The 20,322-nt window shown below is 39.0% G+C and carries 16 protein-coding genes; 12 read left to right on the top strand and 4 right to left on the bottom strand.

Translation table 11 applies throughout. The annotated features are described in order from the left end of the window. Nucleotides 1-73: 73 nt before the first annotated feature. Together VB713_RS02350 and VB713_RS02345 are read right to left on the bottom strand one after the other, a co-directional pair. The gene (locus tag VB713_RS02350; RefSeq protein ID WP_323309974.1) at nucleotides 74-1,153 is read right to left on the bottom strand and encodes a hypothetical protein; all 1,080 of its coding nucleotides are present in this window, start codon (nucleotides 1,151-1,153) and stop codon (nucleotides 74-76) included. Nucleotides 1,154-1,324: 171 nt separating this feature from the next. Then, on the bottom strand, nucleotides 1,325-2,308 hold the full coding sequence (locus tag VB713_RS02345) for a hypothetical protein (RefSeq protein ID WP_323309973.1): 984 nt from the start codon (nucleotides 2,306-2,308) through the stop codon (nucleotides 1,325-1,327). A 592-nt stretch (nucleotides 2,309-2,900) separates the two neighbouring features. Here VB713_RS02345 and VB713_RS02340 point away from each other — a divergent pair. The 8 genes from VB713_RS02340 (at nucleotide 2,901) to VB713_RS02305 (ending at nucleotide 13,163) form a co-directional block, all read left to right on the top strand. Beyond that, complete coding sequence (locus VB713_RS02340; protein WP_323309972.1) at nucleotides 2,901-3,656, top strand: response regulator transcription factor; 756 nt, start codon at nucleotides 2,901-2,903, stop codon at nucleotides 3,654-3,656. A 53-nt stretch (nucleotides 3,657-3,709) separates the two neighbouring features. Continuing rightward, nucleotides 3,710-5,041, top strand: coding sequence for a PAS domain-containing sensor histidine kinase (locus tag VB713_RS02335; protein ID WP_323309971.1), 1,332 nt, complete (start codon nucleotides 3,710-3,712; stop codon nucleotides 5,039-5,041). A gap of 26 nt (nucleotides 5,042-5,067) precedes the next feature. Continuing rightward, nucleotides 5,068-5,736 carry a phosphate signaling complex protein PhoU gene (gene phoU / locus VB713_RS02330; protein ID WP_323309970.1) on the top strand — a complete coding sequence of 223 codons (669 nt, stop codon included), beginning with the start codon at nucleotides 5,068-5,070 and terminating at the stop codon, nucleotides 5,734-5,736. 241 nt (nucleotides 5,737-5,977) lie between these two features. Further along, a complete protein-coding gene (locus tag VB713_RS02325) occupies nucleotides 5,978-6,577 on the top strand; it encodes a Crp/Fnr family transcriptional regulator (RefSeq protein ID WP_323309969.1) in 600 nt (199 codons plus the stop codon). A 363-nt stretch (nucleotides 6,578-6,940) separates the two neighbouring features. Continuing rightward, nucleotides 6,941-8,530, top strand: coding sequence for an iron uptake porin (locus VB713_RS02320; RefSeq protein WP_323309968.1), 1,590 nt, complete (start codon nucleotides 6,941-6,943; stop codon nucleotides 8,528-8,530). A gap of 349 nt (nucleotides 8,531-8,879) precedes the next feature. Continuing rightward, nucleotides 8,880-10,526, top strand: coding sequence for an iron uptake porin (locus VB713_RS02315; protein WP_323309967.1), 1,647 nt, complete (start codon nucleotides 8,880-8,882; stop codon nucleotides 10,524-10,526). A 424-nt stretch (nucleotides 10,527-10,950) separates the two neighbouring features. After that, nucleotides 10,951-11,643 carry a conjugal transfer protein TrbI gene (locus VB713_RS02310; protein WP_323309966.1) on the top strand — a complete coding sequence of 231 codons (693 nt, stop codon included), beginning with the start codon at nucleotides 10,951-10,953 and terminating at the stop codon, nucleotides 11,641-11,643. Nucleotides 11,644-11,927: 284 nt separating this feature from the next. Then, complete coding sequence (locus tag VB713_RS02305; protein ID WP_323309965.1) at nucleotides 11,928-13,163, top strand: S-layer homology domain-containing protein; 1,236 nt, start codon at nucleotides 11,928-11,930, stop codon at nucleotides 13,161-13,163. A 113-nt stretch (nucleotides 13,164-13,276) separates the two neighbouring features. Here VB713_RS02305 and VB713_RS02300 read toward each other — a convergent pair whose 3' ends face one another. Further along, a complete protein-coding gene (locus VB713_RS02300; protein WP_323309964.1) occupies nucleotides 13,277-14,632 on the bottom strand; it encodes an ATP-binding protein in 1,356 nt (451 codons plus the stop codon). Nucleotides 14,633-15,251: 619 nt separating this feature from the next. Between VB713_RS02300 and VB713_RS02295 the strand changes: the two genes are divergently transcribed. Continuing rightward, nucleotides 15,252-15,569: a DUF3155 domain-containing protein gene (locus VB713_RS02295; protein ID WP_015213790.1), complete on the top strand. Its 318-nt coding sequence runs from the start codon at nucleotides 15,252-15,254 to the stop codon at nucleotides 15,567-15,569. 431 nt (nucleotides 15,570-16,000) lie between these two features. Here VB713_RS02295 and VB713_RS02290 read toward each other — a convergent pair whose 3' ends face one another. Then, entirely contained in the window at nucleotides 16,001-16,531 is a 531-nt protein-coding gene (locus tag VB713_RS02290; RefSeq protein WP_323309963.1) for a cofactor assembly of complex C subunit B, read from the bottom strand. Nucleotides 16,532-16,654: 123 nt separating this feature from the next. On the opposite strand from VB713_RS02290, the gene VB713_RS02285 reads away from it, so the two are divergent. The 3 genes from VB713_RS02285 to VB713_RS02275 all read left to right on the top strand — a co-directional run bounded on the left by VB713_RS02285 (nucleotide 16,655) and on the right by VB713_RS02275 (nucleotide 20,095). After that, nucleotides 16,655-17,227, top strand: a complete 573-nt coding sequence (locus VB713_RS02285; protein ID WP_323309962.1) for a DUF3611 family protein — start codon at nucleotides 16,655-16,657, stop codon at nucleotides 17,225-17,227. A gap of 93 nt (nucleotides 17,228-17,320) precedes the next feature. Beyond that, a complete protein-coding gene (gene serS, locus VB713_RS02280; protein ID WP_323309961.1) occupies nucleotides 17,321-18,601 on the top strand; it encodes a serine--tRNA ligase in 1,281 nt (426 codons plus the stop codon). A 249-nt stretch (nucleotides 18,602-18,850) separates the two neighbouring features. After that, nucleotides 18,851-20,095, top strand: a complete 1,245-nt coding sequence (locus tag VB713_RS02275) for a ParA family protein (RefSeq protein ID WP_323309960.1) — start codon at nucleotides 18,851-18,853, stop codon at nucleotides 20,093-20,095. The last annotated feature ends 227 nt before the right edge of the window (nucleotides 20,096-20,322 follow it).

Here is a 20,322-nt window from a genome sequence, read left to right as displayed (position 1 = left end):
TGTAATCGGATTTTTCACTCCATCTCCATGTTAATTGTATGGTGGTCTTACAAAAGAAGCAGTAGAGCCAGAATTATTTATTTTTTACCTGACTTTTAGCCTGTTCTAAGGCTATCTCTTTAATAGCCTGATATGAATTCACATTTGCAGTCCCTTCAATTGCTTTAACAGCCAAATCCTGAACTTGTTTGAGAGCAGATTCTAATTGTTTAGATAGGTTCTGTAATCGAATCTCCTGATTAGTAATCGTCAATTCTAAAGATTGTAACCTTTGTTCATAAAAACGCTTTTGTCCTTCTACTTCTTTAGCATTTAAATCGGCTTTTACCTTAGCTTGATAACTAGCAATACCTTTACCCTCCTCAGTCGCTTTTTTAATTGCAGCTTCTTTATCTTTCGGTAAAGCCTCTACCTTAGTTTTCAATTCTTCAAATTGCTTTTCTCGCTCAGAAATTGCCTTTTCTCTTTCAGCCCGTTGTTTTTCTGTGGTTTGTTGCAATTCTTCCAGTTGTTTATATAAAATTTTCTGCTGCTGTTCATATTCATCATTCGCTAATTTACGCTGGAGTTCTAAATCATATTTATACTCTGCTGCGTCTCGTTGTCTAGTTCTGTTGAGATTATCATTCCGTTCTTTAATTGTGCGTTGATGTTCCTCCTGTTCTTTTGTCCAAGTATTCCTCAGTTCTAATATTTCTTGCGATAAAACCTCATAGCGTTCACTATACTCTTCATGATAAGCTTTTTCATTCTCATCGTAAGACTCTATCAAAGTATCTAAAATATTCTCAGATACTTCTAAATTATGCAGTTGGGATAGTTGTTGAATTTCAGTTGTCACAGATTCCCCAATTTCTGCTAACTTAGAAGCTTTTGTACTAAGCTGTTCCGATAATTCATTTGCAGCACCACCAAAACCTAGCTGAATTTTCATCAAGCTTTCAATAGTATTATTCATCTTTTGCTGAATGCTAGTAGGCTGTGTCATGGCTGGTTTAGATTCTGCTTTTGGTTTTTCTTGAGGTACAGATTTAGTTTCTTTTTGAGCTTGTGATAGTTCAGTTTTGAGAGCAGATTGCTCTTTGGCTAACTCTTCATAAGCCTGAAGAATTTCCGCTTTTGTATTTTTATCAGTTGGTTTTTTTGCCGCCATAATTAACCTCTACAAATTTCAGAATATCTAGCCTAAAAATCAGCTAATTTGCATAACTAATAGTTCTATTTTTTTGTGGGCATCTTGCTTGCCTTAATTATGCAAATTAAATGCGGTATAGTTTGTAGGTTGGGTTAATGCAAGAAAACCCAACATTATCAAGATTCAGTGCTATTTAGAATTGGCACTATCAAAAGCTCTCATTGCCAAATCTTGCGCTTGTGTGAGTGCAGTTTGTAGTTGAACAGAAATGCCTTCAATTTGTTGTATTTGTTTCTGAATTGTTTCCTCCAGAGATTGAATTTTAGCTTCGTAACTCTGTTTTGTGGATTCCCATTCTTTTTCAAATAAATCAGCTTCAACCTTCGCTTTTTGGCTGGTGTCTTTAATTGCATCTTCCCTAGTTTTCTTAACTGCTTCTTCCAGTTCGGTAGGAAATACAGCAATTTTTTGTTGATATTCAGTCAATAGGGGTTGACGTTCAGTGAGAATTGTTTCTCGTTCTGACCAATCTTTATCCCTCTGTTGGGTATTCTCTTGTATTTCCAGTTCTAATTTACGTTTTATAGCTTGATAAGTATCTGTATTTAGCTTGTGAGTATTTTCTAATTTATATTGATATTCCTCTTGTTCTTGCTGACGTTCTTTAGCTAATAAGTCAATATATGCTTGCAGCTTTTCTGCAAATTCAGTCTGCTCTTTTTGCCATTCTTTTCGTTTGAGAGTAACTTCTTTTTCTAATGATTCGCGTTTATTAGCAGTATCTTGTTCTAAAATTTTTAACTTTTCTTGATGTTCTTGAGTAAAAATATCTAATGTATCTGCTACAACTCTAATTTGCTGTAGTTCTTGTAGACGTAGAGTTTCAATTTCTATAGCCTGATTGAGTTCATCTAATTTAGAGTTTTCTTGAGCTAATTTTTCAGAAAGTGCATTAACAATGCTACCAAATTCTAATTGTAAATCAGCTAAACCTTTAACAATACTATCAACGGTATAGGTAGAAGCTGCTGTTAAAATTTCTTGGTTTTTAGCTTTTTCTGCTTCCTCTTGTTTGGTGGCTATTTTGGCTTCTAGTTTTTTTCTTTCTGCACGAATTTGTTGAAATGCTTGTACTAGTTGTTGTTTGCTGTCTTTGATTACACCTGTTGTCATATTTTAACTCCCTGAAATAAGTAATGATTAAGTAGGTAGAAAGATATACCCTATGCAGACATAAGATTAGCTTTTGAAACAGTGTTGTTAATGCAGTATAAATACTGAAAAACTGATATAAGCACACTTTGTCATCAAGAGTTATTGCGGTTAAACTTGCTTGATTAAGTTGTAGTAAATTTGTACTAAAATCATACTCAACTAATTTGTGATTGTCAAGACAAAATTTAACTCCTTGAGGAGCAATCAGGTTGAATAATGAGTCAGGAGTGAGAATTAATTAGTAGTGGGGGATTCATACCCACTAATTCAAAAATCAGCAAGTATATAGATTCAGTGAGGCTTTTAAGCCAAGTTATACATTCGCCAGTCGGACAAAATACCCAACTGCATTCTGACTCCTGTATTCTGTCTGATAAATATATAACGGCACCAAAAATACTTTGTCGCTAGTAGGCAATGTGATTTATAGTATAGTTATTTTGTGATATACAGCACAATCTAACAAAAATAGCTCCACTGAAATAAATGTGGATTGTCGGCAGTTAAAAGATTATCGATACAAGTATAGTTTCAAAACCCTGTGTTATCAATGTATACCAGCGAATTAACGAAGTATTCTGCCAAAACGGATCTCGGACAAACCAGCCGCATTCTCGTAGTTGAAGATGAAGAACTCATTCGGGAAATGCTAGTTGTGGCTTTGGAAGAAGAAGGCTATGGAGTGATCACTGCTACTGATGGACGAGCAGCTATAGAATATCTCAAAAGCTACGAACCCAATTCCGGAGAATTACCCTTTGACTTGGTACTTTTAGATTTGATGTTACCGCAAATCAATGGGTTGGATATCTGTCGTTTGTTGCGTCATCAAGGCAACTCAGTTCCTATTTTGATGTTAAGTGCCAAAGGTGGCGAAACTGACCGAGTACTGGGTTTAGAAGTGGGAGCAGATGACTACCTGACTAAACCATTTAGTATGAGGGAATTGGTGGCTCGCTGTCGCGCTTTACTGCGCCGTCAACAACGTTTAAGTATTGTGCCGCAAATTCCAGTACTAAAGTATAAAGAAATTAGCTTAAATCCTCAAGAGTGCCGAGTGTTGGTTCGGGGACAAGAGGTAAATCTATCACCTAAAGAATTCCGCTTGTTGGAACTGTTTATGAGTTATGCTCGCCGGGTATGGTCACGAGAGCAGCTACTAGATCAGGTTTGGGGTCCAGATTTTGTTGGTGATAGCAAAACTGTGGATGTTCATATCCGCTGGTTACGGGAAAAGTTAGAGGAAGATCCCAGTCATCCAGAATATATTGTGACTGTGAGAGGTTTTGGTTATCGGTTTGGCTAATTGTGGAAGATAGTTGTTAGTTTTTAGTAGTTACATAGCAACTAACTACTCAAATGCTTTTATTAGGATTTTGTCTTGGTTTAGTGGTCGGTATTGGGTTCTTGTTTTGGCAACAGGTGCAAATGAACGGCTATTTGGAGCAAGTACTCCAGCCGTTAGGTTCCCATTCTGGTAGGATAGGGTTGCCTTTGTTGCCACGCTTACGGCAGGAAATGTCAATGGTGAAGCGACAAAGGCAAGATTTGCAGTTGTCGTTGGCAACTTACAAGGAATTACTAGATTTTGCACCTTTAGGATATTTGCAAGTAGACGAAGAAAATCAATTGTTATGGTGTAATCAGCAAGCGCGGGAAATTTTGCATCTGCAAAGGTGGCAACCGGGACAGGTACGCTTGTTGTTAGAGTTGGTGAGGTCTTATGAACTTGATCAGTTAATTGAGCAAACTCGTGATTGGCAAAAACCCCAAGTGCGAGAATGGGTTTTTCACCCGTCTCGTGAAAATGCTACAGCTATGTTGGAGTTAAAGCCTTTGACTTTACAGGCTTCTAGTTTACCTTTGATGGCAGGACAAGTGGGGGTATTTTTAGAAAATCGCCAACCGTTGCTAGATATGAATCAGCAGCGCGATCGCTCTTTTTCTGATTTAGCTCATGAATTGAGAACTCCCCTGACTTCTATTCGTTTGGTAGCAGAAACTCTCCAATCCCGCTTGGAACCGCCTTTGGATCGTTGGGTTAACCGTTTGATGCAAGAAGTTGATCGACTAATTAACTTGGTGCAAAGTTGGTTAGAACTGACGCAAATGGAAACCAACGCCACCATGCAATTGCATTTAGAATCCCTGGAAGTGCGATCGCTCATCGCCTCGGTGTGGGAAACTTTAGAACCACTTGCAAAACATCAAAATCTGAATATTTCTTATTCTGGCCTCGAAAACATCTACATTCAAGGCGATAAATCCCGCATTTACCAGGTATTTGTCAACTTATTGGATAACAGCATCAAATACAGCCCCTCAGGGACAACTATTTACATTGAAATTAATATTATCTCTGTTAATGAGTTGCTTGGGAGCAATGCCAACTCTCAAATCGTAGAAATTAATATCATTGACTCCGGTATTGGTTTTGCTGCTACGGATTTACCCCATATCTTTGAGCGATTTTACCGGGGAGATAAAGCCAGACATCATGAGTCACTTCCTCAAGGCCAAACGACAACAGCAATTACTGGTAGCGGCTTGGGTTTAGCGATCGTCCAGCAAATGATCATCGCCCACGGTGGAGAAATCAAAGCCATGAACCATCCAGAAACAGGTGGCGCTTGGATGCAAATTCACCTACCAAGGATCATGGCAAACTCACCACAGCAAGATTATAGTTAAAAAAATACAATTTTGAGATTACAAGTGTGAAAGCTGTTATACATGATTCCAATTTTGAAAAATTACAGCCATCACGCGCCATTAGGCGCTTAGAACGCGATGTATTGCGTATGGGAGCTTTGGTAGAACAATCATTTCGCCTCAGTCACCAGGCATTACTTGCCCGCGATTTAACAGCAGCTGAGGAACTCCCCCGATTAGATAAAAAAATTGATCGCTTTTATAGACAAATAGAATCTGACTGTACATCAATTATGACACTACAAGCACCTACGGCTCAGGACTTACGTTGCTTGAGCGCTTATATGCAATTAGTCAGAGACTTAGAGCGAATTGGCGATTACGCCAAGGATTTAGCCAAAATCGCCATTAAAATATTTCCTTATCCACCTCATGATACTCTACCAGAGATTGCATTGATGTCTCATCATGCCCAAGCAATGTTAGCAACCAGCTTAGTAGCTTTAGCTGATTTGGATGAAGTTAGCGGACGGCGTATTAAGTATTTAGATGATGCTGTTGATAACGCTTATGATCATCTCTATCAGACCTTAGCGTATCAAAGAGATGTTCCAGGCATAATTGAGCCAATTCTGCTCTTAACATTAGCAATTCGTTGTCTAGAACGAATGGCAGATCATGCTACTAACATCGGTCAACGAGTCGCATATATTGTCACCGGTCAACGTTCTTAGCATTTCAATTGCTTGTTGTTTTGTTGGGCATAACTTGTACTAGTATACTGTCCTCACATTTACATCCTCACCATCAGAGTTTTTATCGGTTTTAGCTAAAAGCTAACCTATTCTTAAACTTTCACTATTACAGTAAATGGGAGATAACTCAAAAATATCTTCTATCTAATTCCTGTTGACCATTAATTCTGTTTATTTGTCAGGATACTTCATTTAAATTTCCTACCCATTTAACCTAAAAATGACGTATTCTACTAATCAAACTCTAAAATCTCCTGAAAATAAACAATTTCCCCAACATTTATTCACTCGTCGCTCTGTAATTCCCATCAGTAATGATGTTTTATGGCGTATTGATCGCGGCATAGTTCGTACCTCAACCTGGAATGAAGATGGATCATCTATCACCTTAGGTTATTGGGGCTTGGGAGATATAGTTGGCTATCCTTTATCCAAAGTTAAACCCTACCAAATTGAATGTTTAACAAGTGTCGAAGCAAGCATTATTCCTCATCATATCTGGCATGAAGATATCAAAGCTTTATTACGCCACATTCAACAAGCGGAAGAATTGATAAGCATACTACATCAAAAACCAACTTCCCTAAAATTGTGGCAATTTTTAGTGTGGTTAAGTGAAAAATTTGGTCGTGACGTAGAACAGGGTAAACTAATTGATTTAAATGTAACTCATCAGGATCTATCAGAGGTACTCAACACAACCAGAGTCACAGTTACACGGCTCTTACAAAAATTTGAAGAAGAAGGAAAAATATTACGTTATAAACGGAGTATTGTTTTAAACTTACCACCCAAATTAACAAGAGAGCAATTAGATTAGCAGGGTGAGACTCTTTCCTTAGATTTTCACAAACAGAACTATAAGCAATCAACTAAAAACTTCTGGATTCTGAATTTCAGAAGTATTAATCTTTGTCGAAGATGTCTAATGCTATCTTGTATCCTTCCACATCTTTATAACTTTATTAGAATTTAGTTTTTTCCATACCCCATGCTTCTTACCCTCTGTGGGTTTTATCACCAAACTTAGTTTGATAGGTCAAAAATTAACAAAAGGGGTTGTGCTAACTATGATAAATAATGTATAGTCATTACTGAAACTTTGTGAGTGAATTCCCTTAAGTTTAAAGGGGCTTTATCATCACTTTGATTTTTTTTAAGTGTGTGTGAGAGAGTAAGAAACATGACAAAACTATTTTGGAATATCCTCAAAGTAAGTCCAGTTATTGCAGCGACATTTTTGTCTGCTAACAGTGCTTTTGCTGCTGAAGTTGAAGTTAACGAACAAGCAACAAGCGTTGCTCAGTTATCACAAGAATCAAATAGTATTGGTCAAGTAACTTCCGTTTCTCAATTTTCCGACGTACAACCAACAGACTGGGCGTTCCAAGCTTTGCAGTCTTTAGTTGAGCGTTATGGTTGTATTGCAGGTTATCCCAACGGTACATACCGTGGTAATCGAGCTTTGACCCGGTATGAATTTGCAGCTGGTTTGAATGCCTGCTTAGACCGGGTTAACGAACTGATTGCTACAGCTACCGCTGACATGGTAAACAAAGAAGATTTGGCTACCTTGCAGCGTTTACAAGAAGAATTTTCTGCGGAATTAGCAACTCTGCGCGGTCGCGTTGATGCTTTAGAAGCTCGTACTGCTGAATTAGAAGCAAACCAGTTTTCCACCACAACCAAATTAAAGGGTGAAGCAATTTTCGCTTTAGAGCAAGCTTTTGGTGATAAGAGAGCAGATAACGGTGCAGACTTAGAGGCAAACACAACTTTCTCTGATCGAGTGCGGTTGAGCTTAGAAAGCAGCTTTACTGGTACAGATAAGTTACAAGTCCGTTTGCAAGCTAGAAATATAGTCCAAAATAACGAAGTTACTGGTACACGGATGACCCGCTTAGGCTTCGCAGGTGATAACGGTAACAACGTAGAAATTGATAAAATTAACTACGCTTTCAACTTTGGCGACAAGATTCGTGTCAAAGTTGATGCAAATAACGCTGAGTTGTACGATAACGTCAATGTTTTCAACCCTGATTTTAAGAGCAGTGGTTCAGGCGCTCTTTCCCGATACGGACGTTTTAGCCCCATTTATCGTCAAGGTGCAGGTGGTACGGGTTTAACTGTGCAATTGAATCCTAAAGGTGCATTTACCTTAAGTGCATCATATTTAGCCCCGGTTGGTTCTAATGACCCCAGTGAGAAAAATGGGATTTTTGACGGCAATAGCACCATTTTTGGTCAGTTAGAATTCAAACCCAACAAGGCTTTCAACGTGGGTTTAGCTTATGCTCGGACTTATCAACGAAGTGGAGAAGTAGACCTTTTTGGTAGCACAGGTGGTAGTCTAGCCCGCAGACCATTTAATAATTTTGCTACTACATCTGACAACTATGGTTTACAAGCTACGTTTAGCCCTAGTGCTAGATTTAGTCTTGGTGGTTGGGTTGGTTACACCACTGCACAAAGTGAAGTAAGTAATGCAGATGCAGACTTGTTTTACTGGGCTGCTACTTTAGCTGTGAAAGACATCGGTAGAGAAGGTAACACTTTGGGTCTTATCTTCGGTCAACCACCTAAAGTTACTGGCGGTAGTGCTGGTGTTACTAAAGATTCCGATACTTCTTACCACTTAGAAGGTCTGTATAAAATGAGAATTTCTGATAACATTCTCATTACCCCTGGTTTGTTGGTAATCTTCAACCCTGAACACAACGATAGCAACGATACCATCTATGTAGGTACTATACGTACTACCTTCAGCTTCTAAATTGAGTAATGGACATCTCCGCAAATTAAATGTACATTTACTAGAAGCCTTGTATAGAAGTTCCATTGAACTTCTATACATTTTTTCTTGAGATGTCTCATGAATTAATTATGGCTCTTGCACTATTTTTATGGTGATTTGAGGATTAACTATAACAAAACCCTTCCATAACAAGGGTCATAAAAAAATTAATCCCTAATTTTCAATGAATGAAATGCCTATTTAATAAAGCTTTCAACGATTTTGAAATTCGTTTTCCATAAAAAACTGAAGAACCTTAGTTATTAGCATCAATACTTTCGTCAAATTCAAAAAAGCTTTTTTAAGTGTGTGTGAGAGAGTTAAGAACATGACAAAACTATTTTGGAATATTCTCAAGGTAAGTCCAGTTATTGCAGCGACCTTTTTATCTGCTAACAGCGCTTTCGCTGCTGAAGTTGAAGTTAACGAACAAGCAACAAGCGTTGCTCAGTTATCACAAGAATCAAATAGTATTGGTCAAGTAACTTCCGTTTCTCAATTTTCCGACGTACAACCAACAGACTGGGCGTTCCAAGCTTTGCAGTCTTTAGTTGAGCGTTATGGTTGTATTGCAGGTTATCCCAACGGTACATACCGTGGTAATCGAGCTTTGACCCGGTATGAATTTGCAGCTGGTTTGAATGCCTGCTTAGACCGGGTTAACGAACTGATTGCTACAGCTACCGCTGACATGGTAAACAAAGAAGATTTGGCTACCTTGCAGCGTTTACAAGAAGAATTTTCTGCGGAATTAGCAACTCTGCGCGGTCGCGTTGATGCTTTAGAAGCTCGTACTGCTGAATTAGAAGCAAATCAATTTTCCACCACAACCAAGTTGAAGGGTGAAGCTATTTTCAGCGTGTCTCAAGCATTTGGTGATAAGCAAGCTGATAATAAAGAAGGTACTAATCCTAACGCTGAATTAGACGGTAACACCACTTTTTCTAACCGGGTGCGCCTGACCTTAGAAAGTAGCTTTATGGGTACAGATCTGTTGCAAACCCGTTTGGAAGCGAAAAATATCATCGAAAACAATGGTGTTACAGGAACTAACATGACCCGTTTGGGTTATGACGGTAATACTAGTAATAATGTCAGAGTTGATAAACTAAACTACGCTTTCAACTTTGGTGAAAGAATTCGTGTCAAGATTGATGCTGTTGGTGGTGAGTTGAATGAAAACGTCAACGTCTTCAACCCTGATTTTAAAAGCAGTGGTTCAGGCGCTCTTTCCCGTTATGGACGTTTCAGCCCCATCTATCGTCAAGCTGGTGATGGTGCAGGTATAACTGTTAACTTTAATCCTCAAGGTCCATTGACTTTAAGTGCAGCTTATTTTGCTACAGGTAGGAATAGTGCTGCTAATCCTGCTGAGAAGAACGGGATTTTTGATGGTAACAACACTATTTTTGGGCAGTTAGAATTCAAACCTAACAAAGCTTTCAATATTGGTTTAACCTATGCTCGCACTTATCAGAAAGCTGGTACAACAGACCTGTTTGGCAAAACAGGAAGTTCCTATGCCAATGGTATTGTGAATAATCTCGGTGTTCCTGTTCCTGTTGTATCTGATAACTACGGTTTGCAAGCTACCTTCCAACCCAGTTCTAAATTGACTCTTGGTGGTTGGGTTGGTTACACTACAGCGAACAACCAAGTTGGACCTGAAGATGCAAGCTTTTTTTATTGGGCTACTACCTTGGGTGTGAAAGACTTCGGTAGACAAGGCAATACTTTGGGTCTAATCTTCGGTCAACCTCCTAAAGTTACCGATGTTAGCAATCCTAATAACATTCTGCCTGGTAGTTTTACGAAAGAATCCGGCACTTCATATCATGCAGAAGCCCTCTACAAAATGAAGATTTCCGACAACATTATGATTACCCCCGGTTTGCTAGTAATCTTCAATCCTGAACACAACGATAGCAACGACACCATTTATGTAGGTACTCTACGTACTACATTCAGCTTCTAATTTGAGTGATGAGTTATTAGCAAAGTAGGCGTTTCTTCTGTTCTACAATTTTAAACCTGCCGTTAGGCGGGTTTTTATTTGCACATTATTAGCTGTTTATTTGCTAGATGTAACCATTTCGCCGTAAGTCCCTACTGATTCGGAGTACAAAATTGAAGTGGGGGACTTAGGTTGGGTGATTATCTCGTTCCTAGTCTCTGACTGGGAATGCTATCACAGAGGCTCTGCCTCTTATCGTCACAGAAGGCAGAGCCTTTCTTTAGCCCACATTCCCATACAGAGTATGGGAACGAGAAGAGTATGGGAATGAGAAGGGTAAAACCTGAGTGTGAGTGTCAATAGGTTTTTTCCTAAAGATAACAAAAGAAACTATCCTACTCAATCCACGTCTTAATAAATATCACAAGTTATTGGAACCTATCTTATGAGTCGTCTTATGCGTTGGAAATCTAGCACTGCTGCACTTATGGCAATGGCAATTACTACAGGTGCAGTTACCCCTTTGTTTGCCTTTGCTCCTGCTCAAGCACAATTCAATCTTAATCAATCTCGAAACACTACTATTCCAGCAAATGTCACCTTACCTGTTACCTATGAAAAAGAGAAGGTAATTGTTAAGCCTGGTGAAACATTATCTCTAACTCTGAGAATAGCTAATGATATTATTGATAGCAACCGAAATGTTTTGATTCCTGCTAGAACTGAAGTGATCGGAGAATTACAACCAGTCAATTTAAATAATAGTTATTCGAGAAATAGAGATGATGTAAATAACCAAGGTGTGCGCTTTGTAGCAAGAGAATTAGTATTTGCTTCAGGGCAGCGGCAGCAGATTTATGCCAATTCTAGAACTATTACTGAGACTGAAAGAATCTCCCAGGGAAGTGATACCGGACAGATATTAACTGATGCTGCTATTGGTGCAGGTGCTGCTAGTGTGATTGCATTGATTACAGGTAATAAGAAAATTGAGATTTTGGAAACTCTTGGTGGTGGTGCCGCAGGAGCTTTAGCAAGTGTGCTGATTCGGAAAAAACAAGCTGATGTCTTTGTTCTGCGGCCTGAAGATGATTTAGATATCACACTTGAGTCCAATTTAGTACTTTCTCGTTACTAGACTTAATGTAATTGAAGTCGTGAATTTTATTACTTTAGAATAGCGATCGCCACTGTAAATAATGTGTGCGATCGCTTGCTTTTATATCCTCAGTCATATTTACTGTATTACTAAAGTCCTATGCACCTCTATTCCTAAAGTCCTATTTATCAGTAAACCAAAGCTATAAGTCAAACTATTGACAAAATATAAGAAACATAGGGAACTGTTTAATGTCAAAATTGTCTAGGTAGTTAACAGAACAGTTAACAAAAAGAACACATAATTTTTACAGGGTAAAACCAATGTTAAATTTAAATCGCTTGCAATCACAAACAGCCCTATTGATGGCCTTGAGTGTCACAGTTGGTACTGTAGCCCCCTTCATCACAGCTACACCCTCCTTAGCTCAAACTAGTTTTTCAGATGTCTCATCTAACTACTGGGCATCACAATTTATTCAACAATTATCACAACGGGGTGTAATTGCAGGATTTCCTGATGGCACATTCCGTCCAGAAGAACCAGTCACACGCGCTCAATTTGCCGCGATGATTAACAAGGCTTTTAACAAGTCAGCACAACGGCAAGCAATCAATTTTAACGACGTACCTAGTAATTATTGGGCATACAGCGCCATTCGGCAAGCCTACACCATCGGTTTCCTCTCTGGATATCCAGGCAATGTCTTTAGACCTAACCAAGCTATTCCCCGCGAACAAGTTTTAGTGTCCCTGGCTAACGGTTTGGAATATGCTGCTACTAATAATGTTGAAAGCACTCTGGGATACTTCAACGATTCCGCTAGTATTTCTAGTTACGCTCGCACTCCGATTGCTGCGGCAACAGAGAGGTCTATCGTAGTCAACTATCCTAATGTTAACTTTCTCAATCCTGGTGTTACCGCTTCTAGGGCGCAGGTAGCAGCTTTTATTTACCAAGCATTGGTGAGTTCTAATCAAGCTACAGCAATTAACTCACCTTATATTGTTGCTCTTCAACCCACTCTACCAACATCTGTCACCATTCCCCAAGGAACTACTATTCCCGTCAAGTATGAAAAGGCAGAAAAAATTCTTGTCACCAAAGATGAAACTGCACCTTTAACTTTGACAACATCACAAAACGTGATTACTCAAGATGGTGCGGTTGTGATTCCTGCTGGTAGCCAGGTTATAGGTGAACTCAGACCGGCACAGGGTGGTTCTCAATTTGTGGCTCAGAAATTAGTTTTACCATCCGGTCAACAATATAACATTAGTGCAACTTCTGATGTGATCACCAAAACTGAAACTGTGAGAAAGGGTACTAGCACTAGTTCAATTATCAAAAATACCGTATTGGGTGCAGGTGCAGCAGCGGCGGTATCTGCGGTGACAGGCGATCGCGCTATTGCCACAGAAGAAGTACTTGGAGGTGCTGGTATTGGGGCGTTAATTGGTCTTTTCTTTGGTAAGAGCAGCGTTGATTTAATTACCATTGAACCCAACACTGATTTACAAATGACAATTAATCAAAACCTGTTAATCTCCTTCCAATAGGGAACAGGGAACAGGGAACAGGGAATAGGTAACAGGTAACAGGCGGAGAATTATCTATAACCTCTTTCCAATGACCTCTTTCCAATGACCTCTTTCCAATGACCAATGACCAATCACCAATCTTGAACTTCAGGTAGCCAAATAATAAATTTTGTTCCTGGGTTTGGAAGTGAATTCATGTTTGAGTTAAATGCAGGGCTGAAAACCTCTATTTCACCTTGCATTTGTTCTATTAATTGTTTTGCGATCGCAATTCCTAAACCTGTACCGGGAATTTTTGTTTGTGCTTGTACACCCCGGTAATGTCTTTCCCCCAGATGCTCTAAATCTTGCGGTGGAATACCAGGCCCATTATCACTAATGGCTATCCCTTGAAAATTAGTTCTTCTTTGCCCTGCTTGAATCCAAACTTTCCCACCAGAGGGAGTGTATTTCAAAGCATTATCAATAATATTATTTAAAACTTCTTGTAATGCTTTGATATTAGCTTTAACTAAGGGTAAATTTTCAGGAATATCTGCAATCAAATCGAGATTGCGTTCTTGGGCTATAGCTTGAGTCGATATTAATAATGGTACTAATAAATCTGTTAGTGAGCAATCAGTTATCTTTTCCCCTGTTCCCGGCAATAATAGCAGTGGCTTGGCATCTTTTCGTACAGATGCTTCCACAACTTGAGATTCTCTGAGAGAAATTGGTCTTAAATCTGCCTCGCTGAAGTCAATTACTTGATCAAACTGTTGCAGTAACTCTTGCAAGCGATCGCTCTCTCGGATGATACTAGTTGCTACATCCCGGTTAGGATCTCCCGGTCGCAGTCGCTTAAATAGCAGTTTACCAAAAGTACGGATAGCGGTTAAAGGGTTGCGAAACTGGTGCAAAAGATTATCTAATAAATCCCGTTGTGCTTCCTGGAGAATTTGTTGCTGATGTAACTGCTGCTCTAACCAAGCCCGACGTTGATCTAAAATACAAGCGATCGCTATAGTTTGGGCTATCCGTTGAATTTCTCTTTCCTCCCCCTCATCCCAAGCTCTGTCCTCCCTCCCCGTCACCAACAATCCCATCATCACACCCTCATAGATCAGCGGTAAAACAATTTGATTACCACAGAACATCTCTTCATCTTCTAAATTGGGTTGGGCTGTATCTGTACTTGCAGATTCCTGTAATGGAGTAGGAGGTGTTGATTTTGCCGTCAGTAACTTCCCCCGCTGATTTGGTAATCTCAAAACCGAATCAAATTGTATTTGCTTACCTAATGCCGTCTCTGCTAATTGCTCCCTTTGCCTTAATACCGACGTTTCCGGGTAAACAACCACCGGAATTAGTTGTGCCTCACCCGTAGAAGTTTCTACCAATTCCTGTGTTAAATATACAACACTCAAAGACGCTCCCAGTCCTTGGGTTAGCAGTGATATTTGCTCTCGACACAGAGCAATAAAATCAGAACTGGCAGACATTAACATTTTTTAGTTTTGGCTCAGGATTAAGGACTAGTACAAGAAGATAGGAGGGAAGAAAACAAGTTATATCCAATTTTTCAGCTTTTTTCACTAGATAGTTCTTTTTTTGTAAGGATTCAGGATACAGAATATTTGATATAGCAGGGAACAAGGAAAAGAAGAGAAAAATATTCTTCGTCCTTCGTCTTTTTTCCTCCTGACTCCTGACTCCTGACTTCTGACTCCTAAATTCTTACCTTTTTTTCTCTGCTCCACTAGCAGAAAAAATTAGCAAAAACACTACTTTAGTTTACTATCTCATCTTATCAAGCTTACCTAAATCTTCTCATTAATGCTTTATTCCCAGGAATGATATTTTTAGTCAAGCATAGCAAAAAGAACTATCCGGTTAAAAAGGTTCACTCATCTGCATCAAACAACCTTTCTTCCCTAGATCACTCCTATTTTCTGCCTCCTGCCTTCCTACACAACCTAGTAATATTTTCTCTCCAGTTCAAACAGATAAATTTTGTTGTATCAAAACATTAAAAACGCTTGATTTTTTAAACTACAACTCATATAATTACGACGGGTTTTGTAGCTATGACTACAATCTTTTAGCTTGAAAGAGGAGGACAATAGGTTGGCAAGGAGACGTAAACGGAAAAGTCGTCGTCGCCAAGAAGGACGACGGATTTTAGAACACGTGCCTCAATATAGCATCGAGAGTGGCGAAGATAAACCTGTGACAGCAGCGAGAAAATTCATTCAAGCTGAGGGTATTTTGCCTCCTGCCTTGCTACTTGTAAAAAGAAACGAACACACCACAGACCGTTATTTCTGGGCTGAAAAAGGTCTGTTTGGCGCTCAATACGTAGAAGAAAATCATTTCTTGTTTCCCAGCCTGCGAGTTTTGGAACCTCCTGCTGGTCAAGAATTAGTGGCTGTGGGCAGTCGTTAACATCTAAAATGATCCTCTTCCGCATTGAATCTGACTTCTGACTCTGACATTAATTAACTGGCAAAATTGCTCAGTTTATGCAAAAATTCAATTTTTTTTAAGTTTGTAGCTGAACTGCCAGTAGAGCTTCTCCAAATTGGAATATCAACTCCTTTGCAGCCGACTCAGTTGCCGGAATTGATATCTAGTATGCTGATGCAGCAGGGAGTAGCAACAGAGATAAACGCATTTAAAAGCATTTTAATCGTGTTATCATGATTTAGATTGCCAAGACTTTCTGTCAACCAATCTAAAATTTTCCCTACGACATAAGTCGTAAGAAAAACTGCCAACACTAGATTTGTTTTGTCTCCTCTCTACTGTTCCGTTTCTTCAACAGTCAGTCAGAAGTCCACACCTCATGATTAGGTGATTGTCTTAGCAACCAAGATTCAATCAACCATCTCTAACTGTAAAGCCCTCTGTAACTCAGCAAGTTCATCTCGATGGCCAATCACAGTTATTTTACTTGAGGAGTGTTGTTCCCTTTGGATTGATTCCATTTTGAGTGACACTTTCTCAAGTCTTCCAGATTTTTGCCAATAAAATATACCACTTAAAGGTGACAGCAGCACTAAAGAAAGTAAAAATGGACTTTGACTAGAAAAAAGTTGAGCTAAAACTAGTGATAGACAAGCAAAGCCAACAGCTGCTAAAAAAGTCAAAAATATAGCTAAAAACCAGCTAGGTCTGACAAAACCTTCAAAAGTCACTTGATTCTTTTCTTGATCTACAGATGTCACACGATAGGATCGGGATAAAAAATACTCCTTTAGTTGACTCATCAAAGCGGCTTCATCCTGCTCAGATATTAATTGCGCTCTTTCTATACGGTCTTTGGTAGAAGCGCGAATAAAGAAGAACAGCCCTACTGATAACAACAAAGTTAGTAGGAACGTAGATGGCACAATAGCAGTATCCATAATTAATTGTTACTGTTTGACTGGATCAGACATACTTATTATCAATTATTATTGATTAGGATTGTCAGGATTTTAAGCGTATACAATAATTGTTTTTGAACAATCCCCAATCCCCAGTATCTTATGACACAAAACTCCGAAACCCCATCCACTAATCTCCTAGCGATCGCCCAAAATTTTCGTTTAGCTGGTTGGATTAGTCTATGGATTCAACTAGTACTGGGTGTTATCTCCGGGATTATTGTCTTATTATTTGCCGTCTTTAGTCAAAGATCAGGAAGCCCTAACAACAATCCTGGCACCGGATTTGGTGTATTTCTGGCTATTTGTGGATTGGTTGTTTTAGGTGTAGGCATTTACTTAGCCTATCGTTACACCAGAATTGGCAAACAACTCCAATCACCCAATCCCAGTAACCGCCCACGTAAACTGGAAACAGTGCAAGTCATCAGGTTAGGGTTATTGATCAATTTAGGAGGAATACTAGTTACTCTTTTAGGAACGCAAGCGATCGTTGGTACACTGGTAGCCAGGTCGATATCTCCCCAGGCGGTAACTAGCCAACTTTTTGACCCCAACCGGATTATTAGCGGTTTAGATATGCTCGTAGTGCAAGCAAATACAAACACCGTCTCAGCCCATTTTACTGGGTTGTTAGCATCATTATTTCTCCTTAATCGTATTACTAAAACTTAATCTGGGCTAATAAAGTAGGTTACAACAAGCCAAAAATCACGATATGCTGATGTTTTGGCAGGCAAATAATAAGCTAAAAATAGAGAAAAACCTGTGCTGGATATTAAGCAAATACGGGAAAATCCCCAATTCATTCAAGAACGGTTGAACAGTCGTAGTGGTAAGTACGACATCCAACCCATACTAGAGTTAGATCAAAAACAACGGGAATTGGAAGGGAAACGTAATCAACTCCAAGCCCGCAGCAACGAAATTGGTAAACTCGTTGGCCAAAAGGTAAAATCTGGTGTTAATCCTCAAGATCCAGAAATTCAAGCTTTAAAGGATGAAGGAAATACCCTCAAAATCACCTTAAGCGAACTTGAACCCCAAGAAAAAGAACTAAAAGCCCAAATTGAGCAACTGGTTCTCGCACTTCCCAACTTACCCAGCGATTCTACACCCATTGGAAAGAGTGAAGATGATAACCAAGAAGTACGGCGTTGGGGTGATGAATATCTACCGCAAAACCCGAATATTCTCCCACATTGGGAAATTGGCGAAAAACTAGGTATTCTCAACTTTGAACGGGCTGTTAAAGTTGCCCAAAGTCGATTTGTAACTCTTATCGGTGCGGGTGCGGCTTTGGAAAGGGCATTAATTCAGTTTATGCTGCAAACGCACACTGAAGCTGGTTATGTAGAAGTAAGTCCCCCATTATTGGTAAACACTGATTCCTTAACCGGAACCGGTCAGTTACCCAAGTTTGCAGAAGACAGTTTTAAATGTGCAGATGATGATTTGTGGTTAATCCCCACCGCAGAAGTTCCTGTTACCAACCTTTATCGGGGAGAAATTCTCAACTCAGAAGAATTACCAATTTATCATACTGCATATACTCCATGTTTTCGTCGAGAAGCTGGAAGTTATGGACGGGATATGCGGGGTTTAATTCGATTGCATCAATTCAATAAAGTTGAGTTGGTGAAAGTTGTTAATCCTAGTGATTCTTTTGATGAATTAGAGAAATTAGTAGGTAGTGCAGAGAGTATTTTACAAGCTTTAAAGTTGCCTTATCGGGTGATAAATTTATGTACTGCTGATTTAGGTTTTGGGGCAACAAAAACCTATGATTTAGAGGTTTGGTTGCCTTCCTCTGGGAAGTATCGAGAGATTTCTAGTTGTTCTAATTGTGTTGATTTTCAAGCACGAAGGGCAGATATTCGCTTTAAGGAAGCGGGTAAGAAAGGGACGCAGTTTGTGCATACTTTGAATGGTTCTGGTTTAGCTGTGGGTAGGACTATGGCGGCGATTTTGGAGAATTATCAGCAACCAGATGGAACGATTAAAGTACCGGAGGTATTGCAGGTTTATTTGGGTAGGGAGGTTTTGTGATAGAGATAAAAAGCAATAAATGATCTCTATTAAGTTGCTAGGTACTGTGCATCAGCTTTATACATGGGAGGTGCATTTTGGAGATTTGAGCTTAAGTATTTTCGATTATGCAATCACTGCATAAGCATCCAAAAGTAACCAACCATGCGGCAATTGTGAATAAAATTCACAGAAATTATTGACAGTTTTGTGAAAAGCATCCATAATGACTGTGAATAGAGTTCACATACTTAATTTTTAAGTATTTCCATGCACGACGATGATTTGATCGGGCTATATGAGATAGCCCGACTAGCGGATGTTAGTCCAGCTGCTGTAGGGAACTGGAGAAAAAGACATCCAAATTTTCCTATTCCCGTAAAGCAGCTACAGTCAGGACCAGTATTTCAACGGCGACAAATTCTTCACTGGCTTAGAAAAAAGGAAAGACCAATGGCAAAAGTGATTGCACTGTTCAACAATAAAGGTGGCGTTGGAAAAACAACTACAATTTGGAATTTAGCAACATCACTAGCAGAGCAAGGTAAGAAAGTATTAGCAATTGATTTTGATCCACAATGTAATTTGTCTATTGCGGCTTTAGGTGATGAAGAATTTGCAAAGTATCTAGAAAGTTCTCGAGAACTGCCCTATGGTAGGACTATACGTGCTTTTGCCCTGCCCTACATTCAGCAAAGTGCGCCAGGGAAGCCCTATATTGCAAAGCCTAAACACAACAAGAATAACAATCTTGACATTGTACCTGGAGACTTTTGGCTTAATAATTTCTCTGATATTCTTAATGTAGGAACAGATGTGATTGGAGGGGCTGGTTTATACCGATTTTTGATGCCATCTAGTTTGATTGAAGCAGTAGAAAGGGAATTTAATGAGCATTATGACTTTGCATTAATAGATTTGCCTCCATCTTTTAACACTCTGGTTAGGGCAGCTTTATACTCGTCAGATTATTTTCTTGTTCCATGTACACCTGACCTTTTTTCTGCTTACTGTGTAGGTTTGATTGGACAAGTTTTACCACAATTTATAGAAGATTGGGAACAGGGTAAAAAACGATATCTTGAGTCAAATTCATACGATATAGTAATTCCTGACAAGGGACAACCAAAGTTTGGTGGTTGGATTTTCAATGGGTTTGATACTAGGAGAAAGACTCGTTCTGATGAAATCGCAAAAACAGGTGCTGACCAAGCTCAATTTATAAAAGTTCAAAATTCTATCGAAAATAACCTTATACCCAAACTCAAAGAGATTGAGGCTTATTCGGCTATTCCACATTTTGTTAATAAAGATCCTATTGCTAGTATTGAAGATTTGAACGTCATGGCTCCCGATAGTATTGTCCAGAATACTCCAATCAAGTATTTACCAGAGGCACTGCCAACTCGTGAGAATGTTCTTAGTGGCACTTGGTCACCTAATCAAAGGAAGCTAATGAAAAAGATGGATAAAGAATATGATGAGTTGGCAAAATTTATGATTGCTAAATTTTAACTTTGTCACTGTTTTTATCATTATAGATAAAATGCGATCGCTCATTTTGTAGGGTGCGTTACATTTCATTAACGCACCATTTTCTATTAATATTTAACTGTCTGAATCAGGATATCCAGGATTAAAGGATTAACAGGATTATATTTAATTTTCATATTCTGGGATATTTTAATTAATGTAATTGCTGAGTATGTAGATTTTTTTAATAAAGCATCCTGTAAATCCTC

The organism is Anabaena cylindrica UHCC 0172 (genome assembly GCF_034931625.1).
Lineage (GTDB): Bacteria > Cyanobacteriota > Cyanobacteriia > Cyanobacteriales > Nostocaceae > Anabaena > Anabaena cylindrica_A.
Note: the sequence above shows the minus strand (reverse complement) of the source record. Positions and strands in the feature narration are given on the sequence as shown.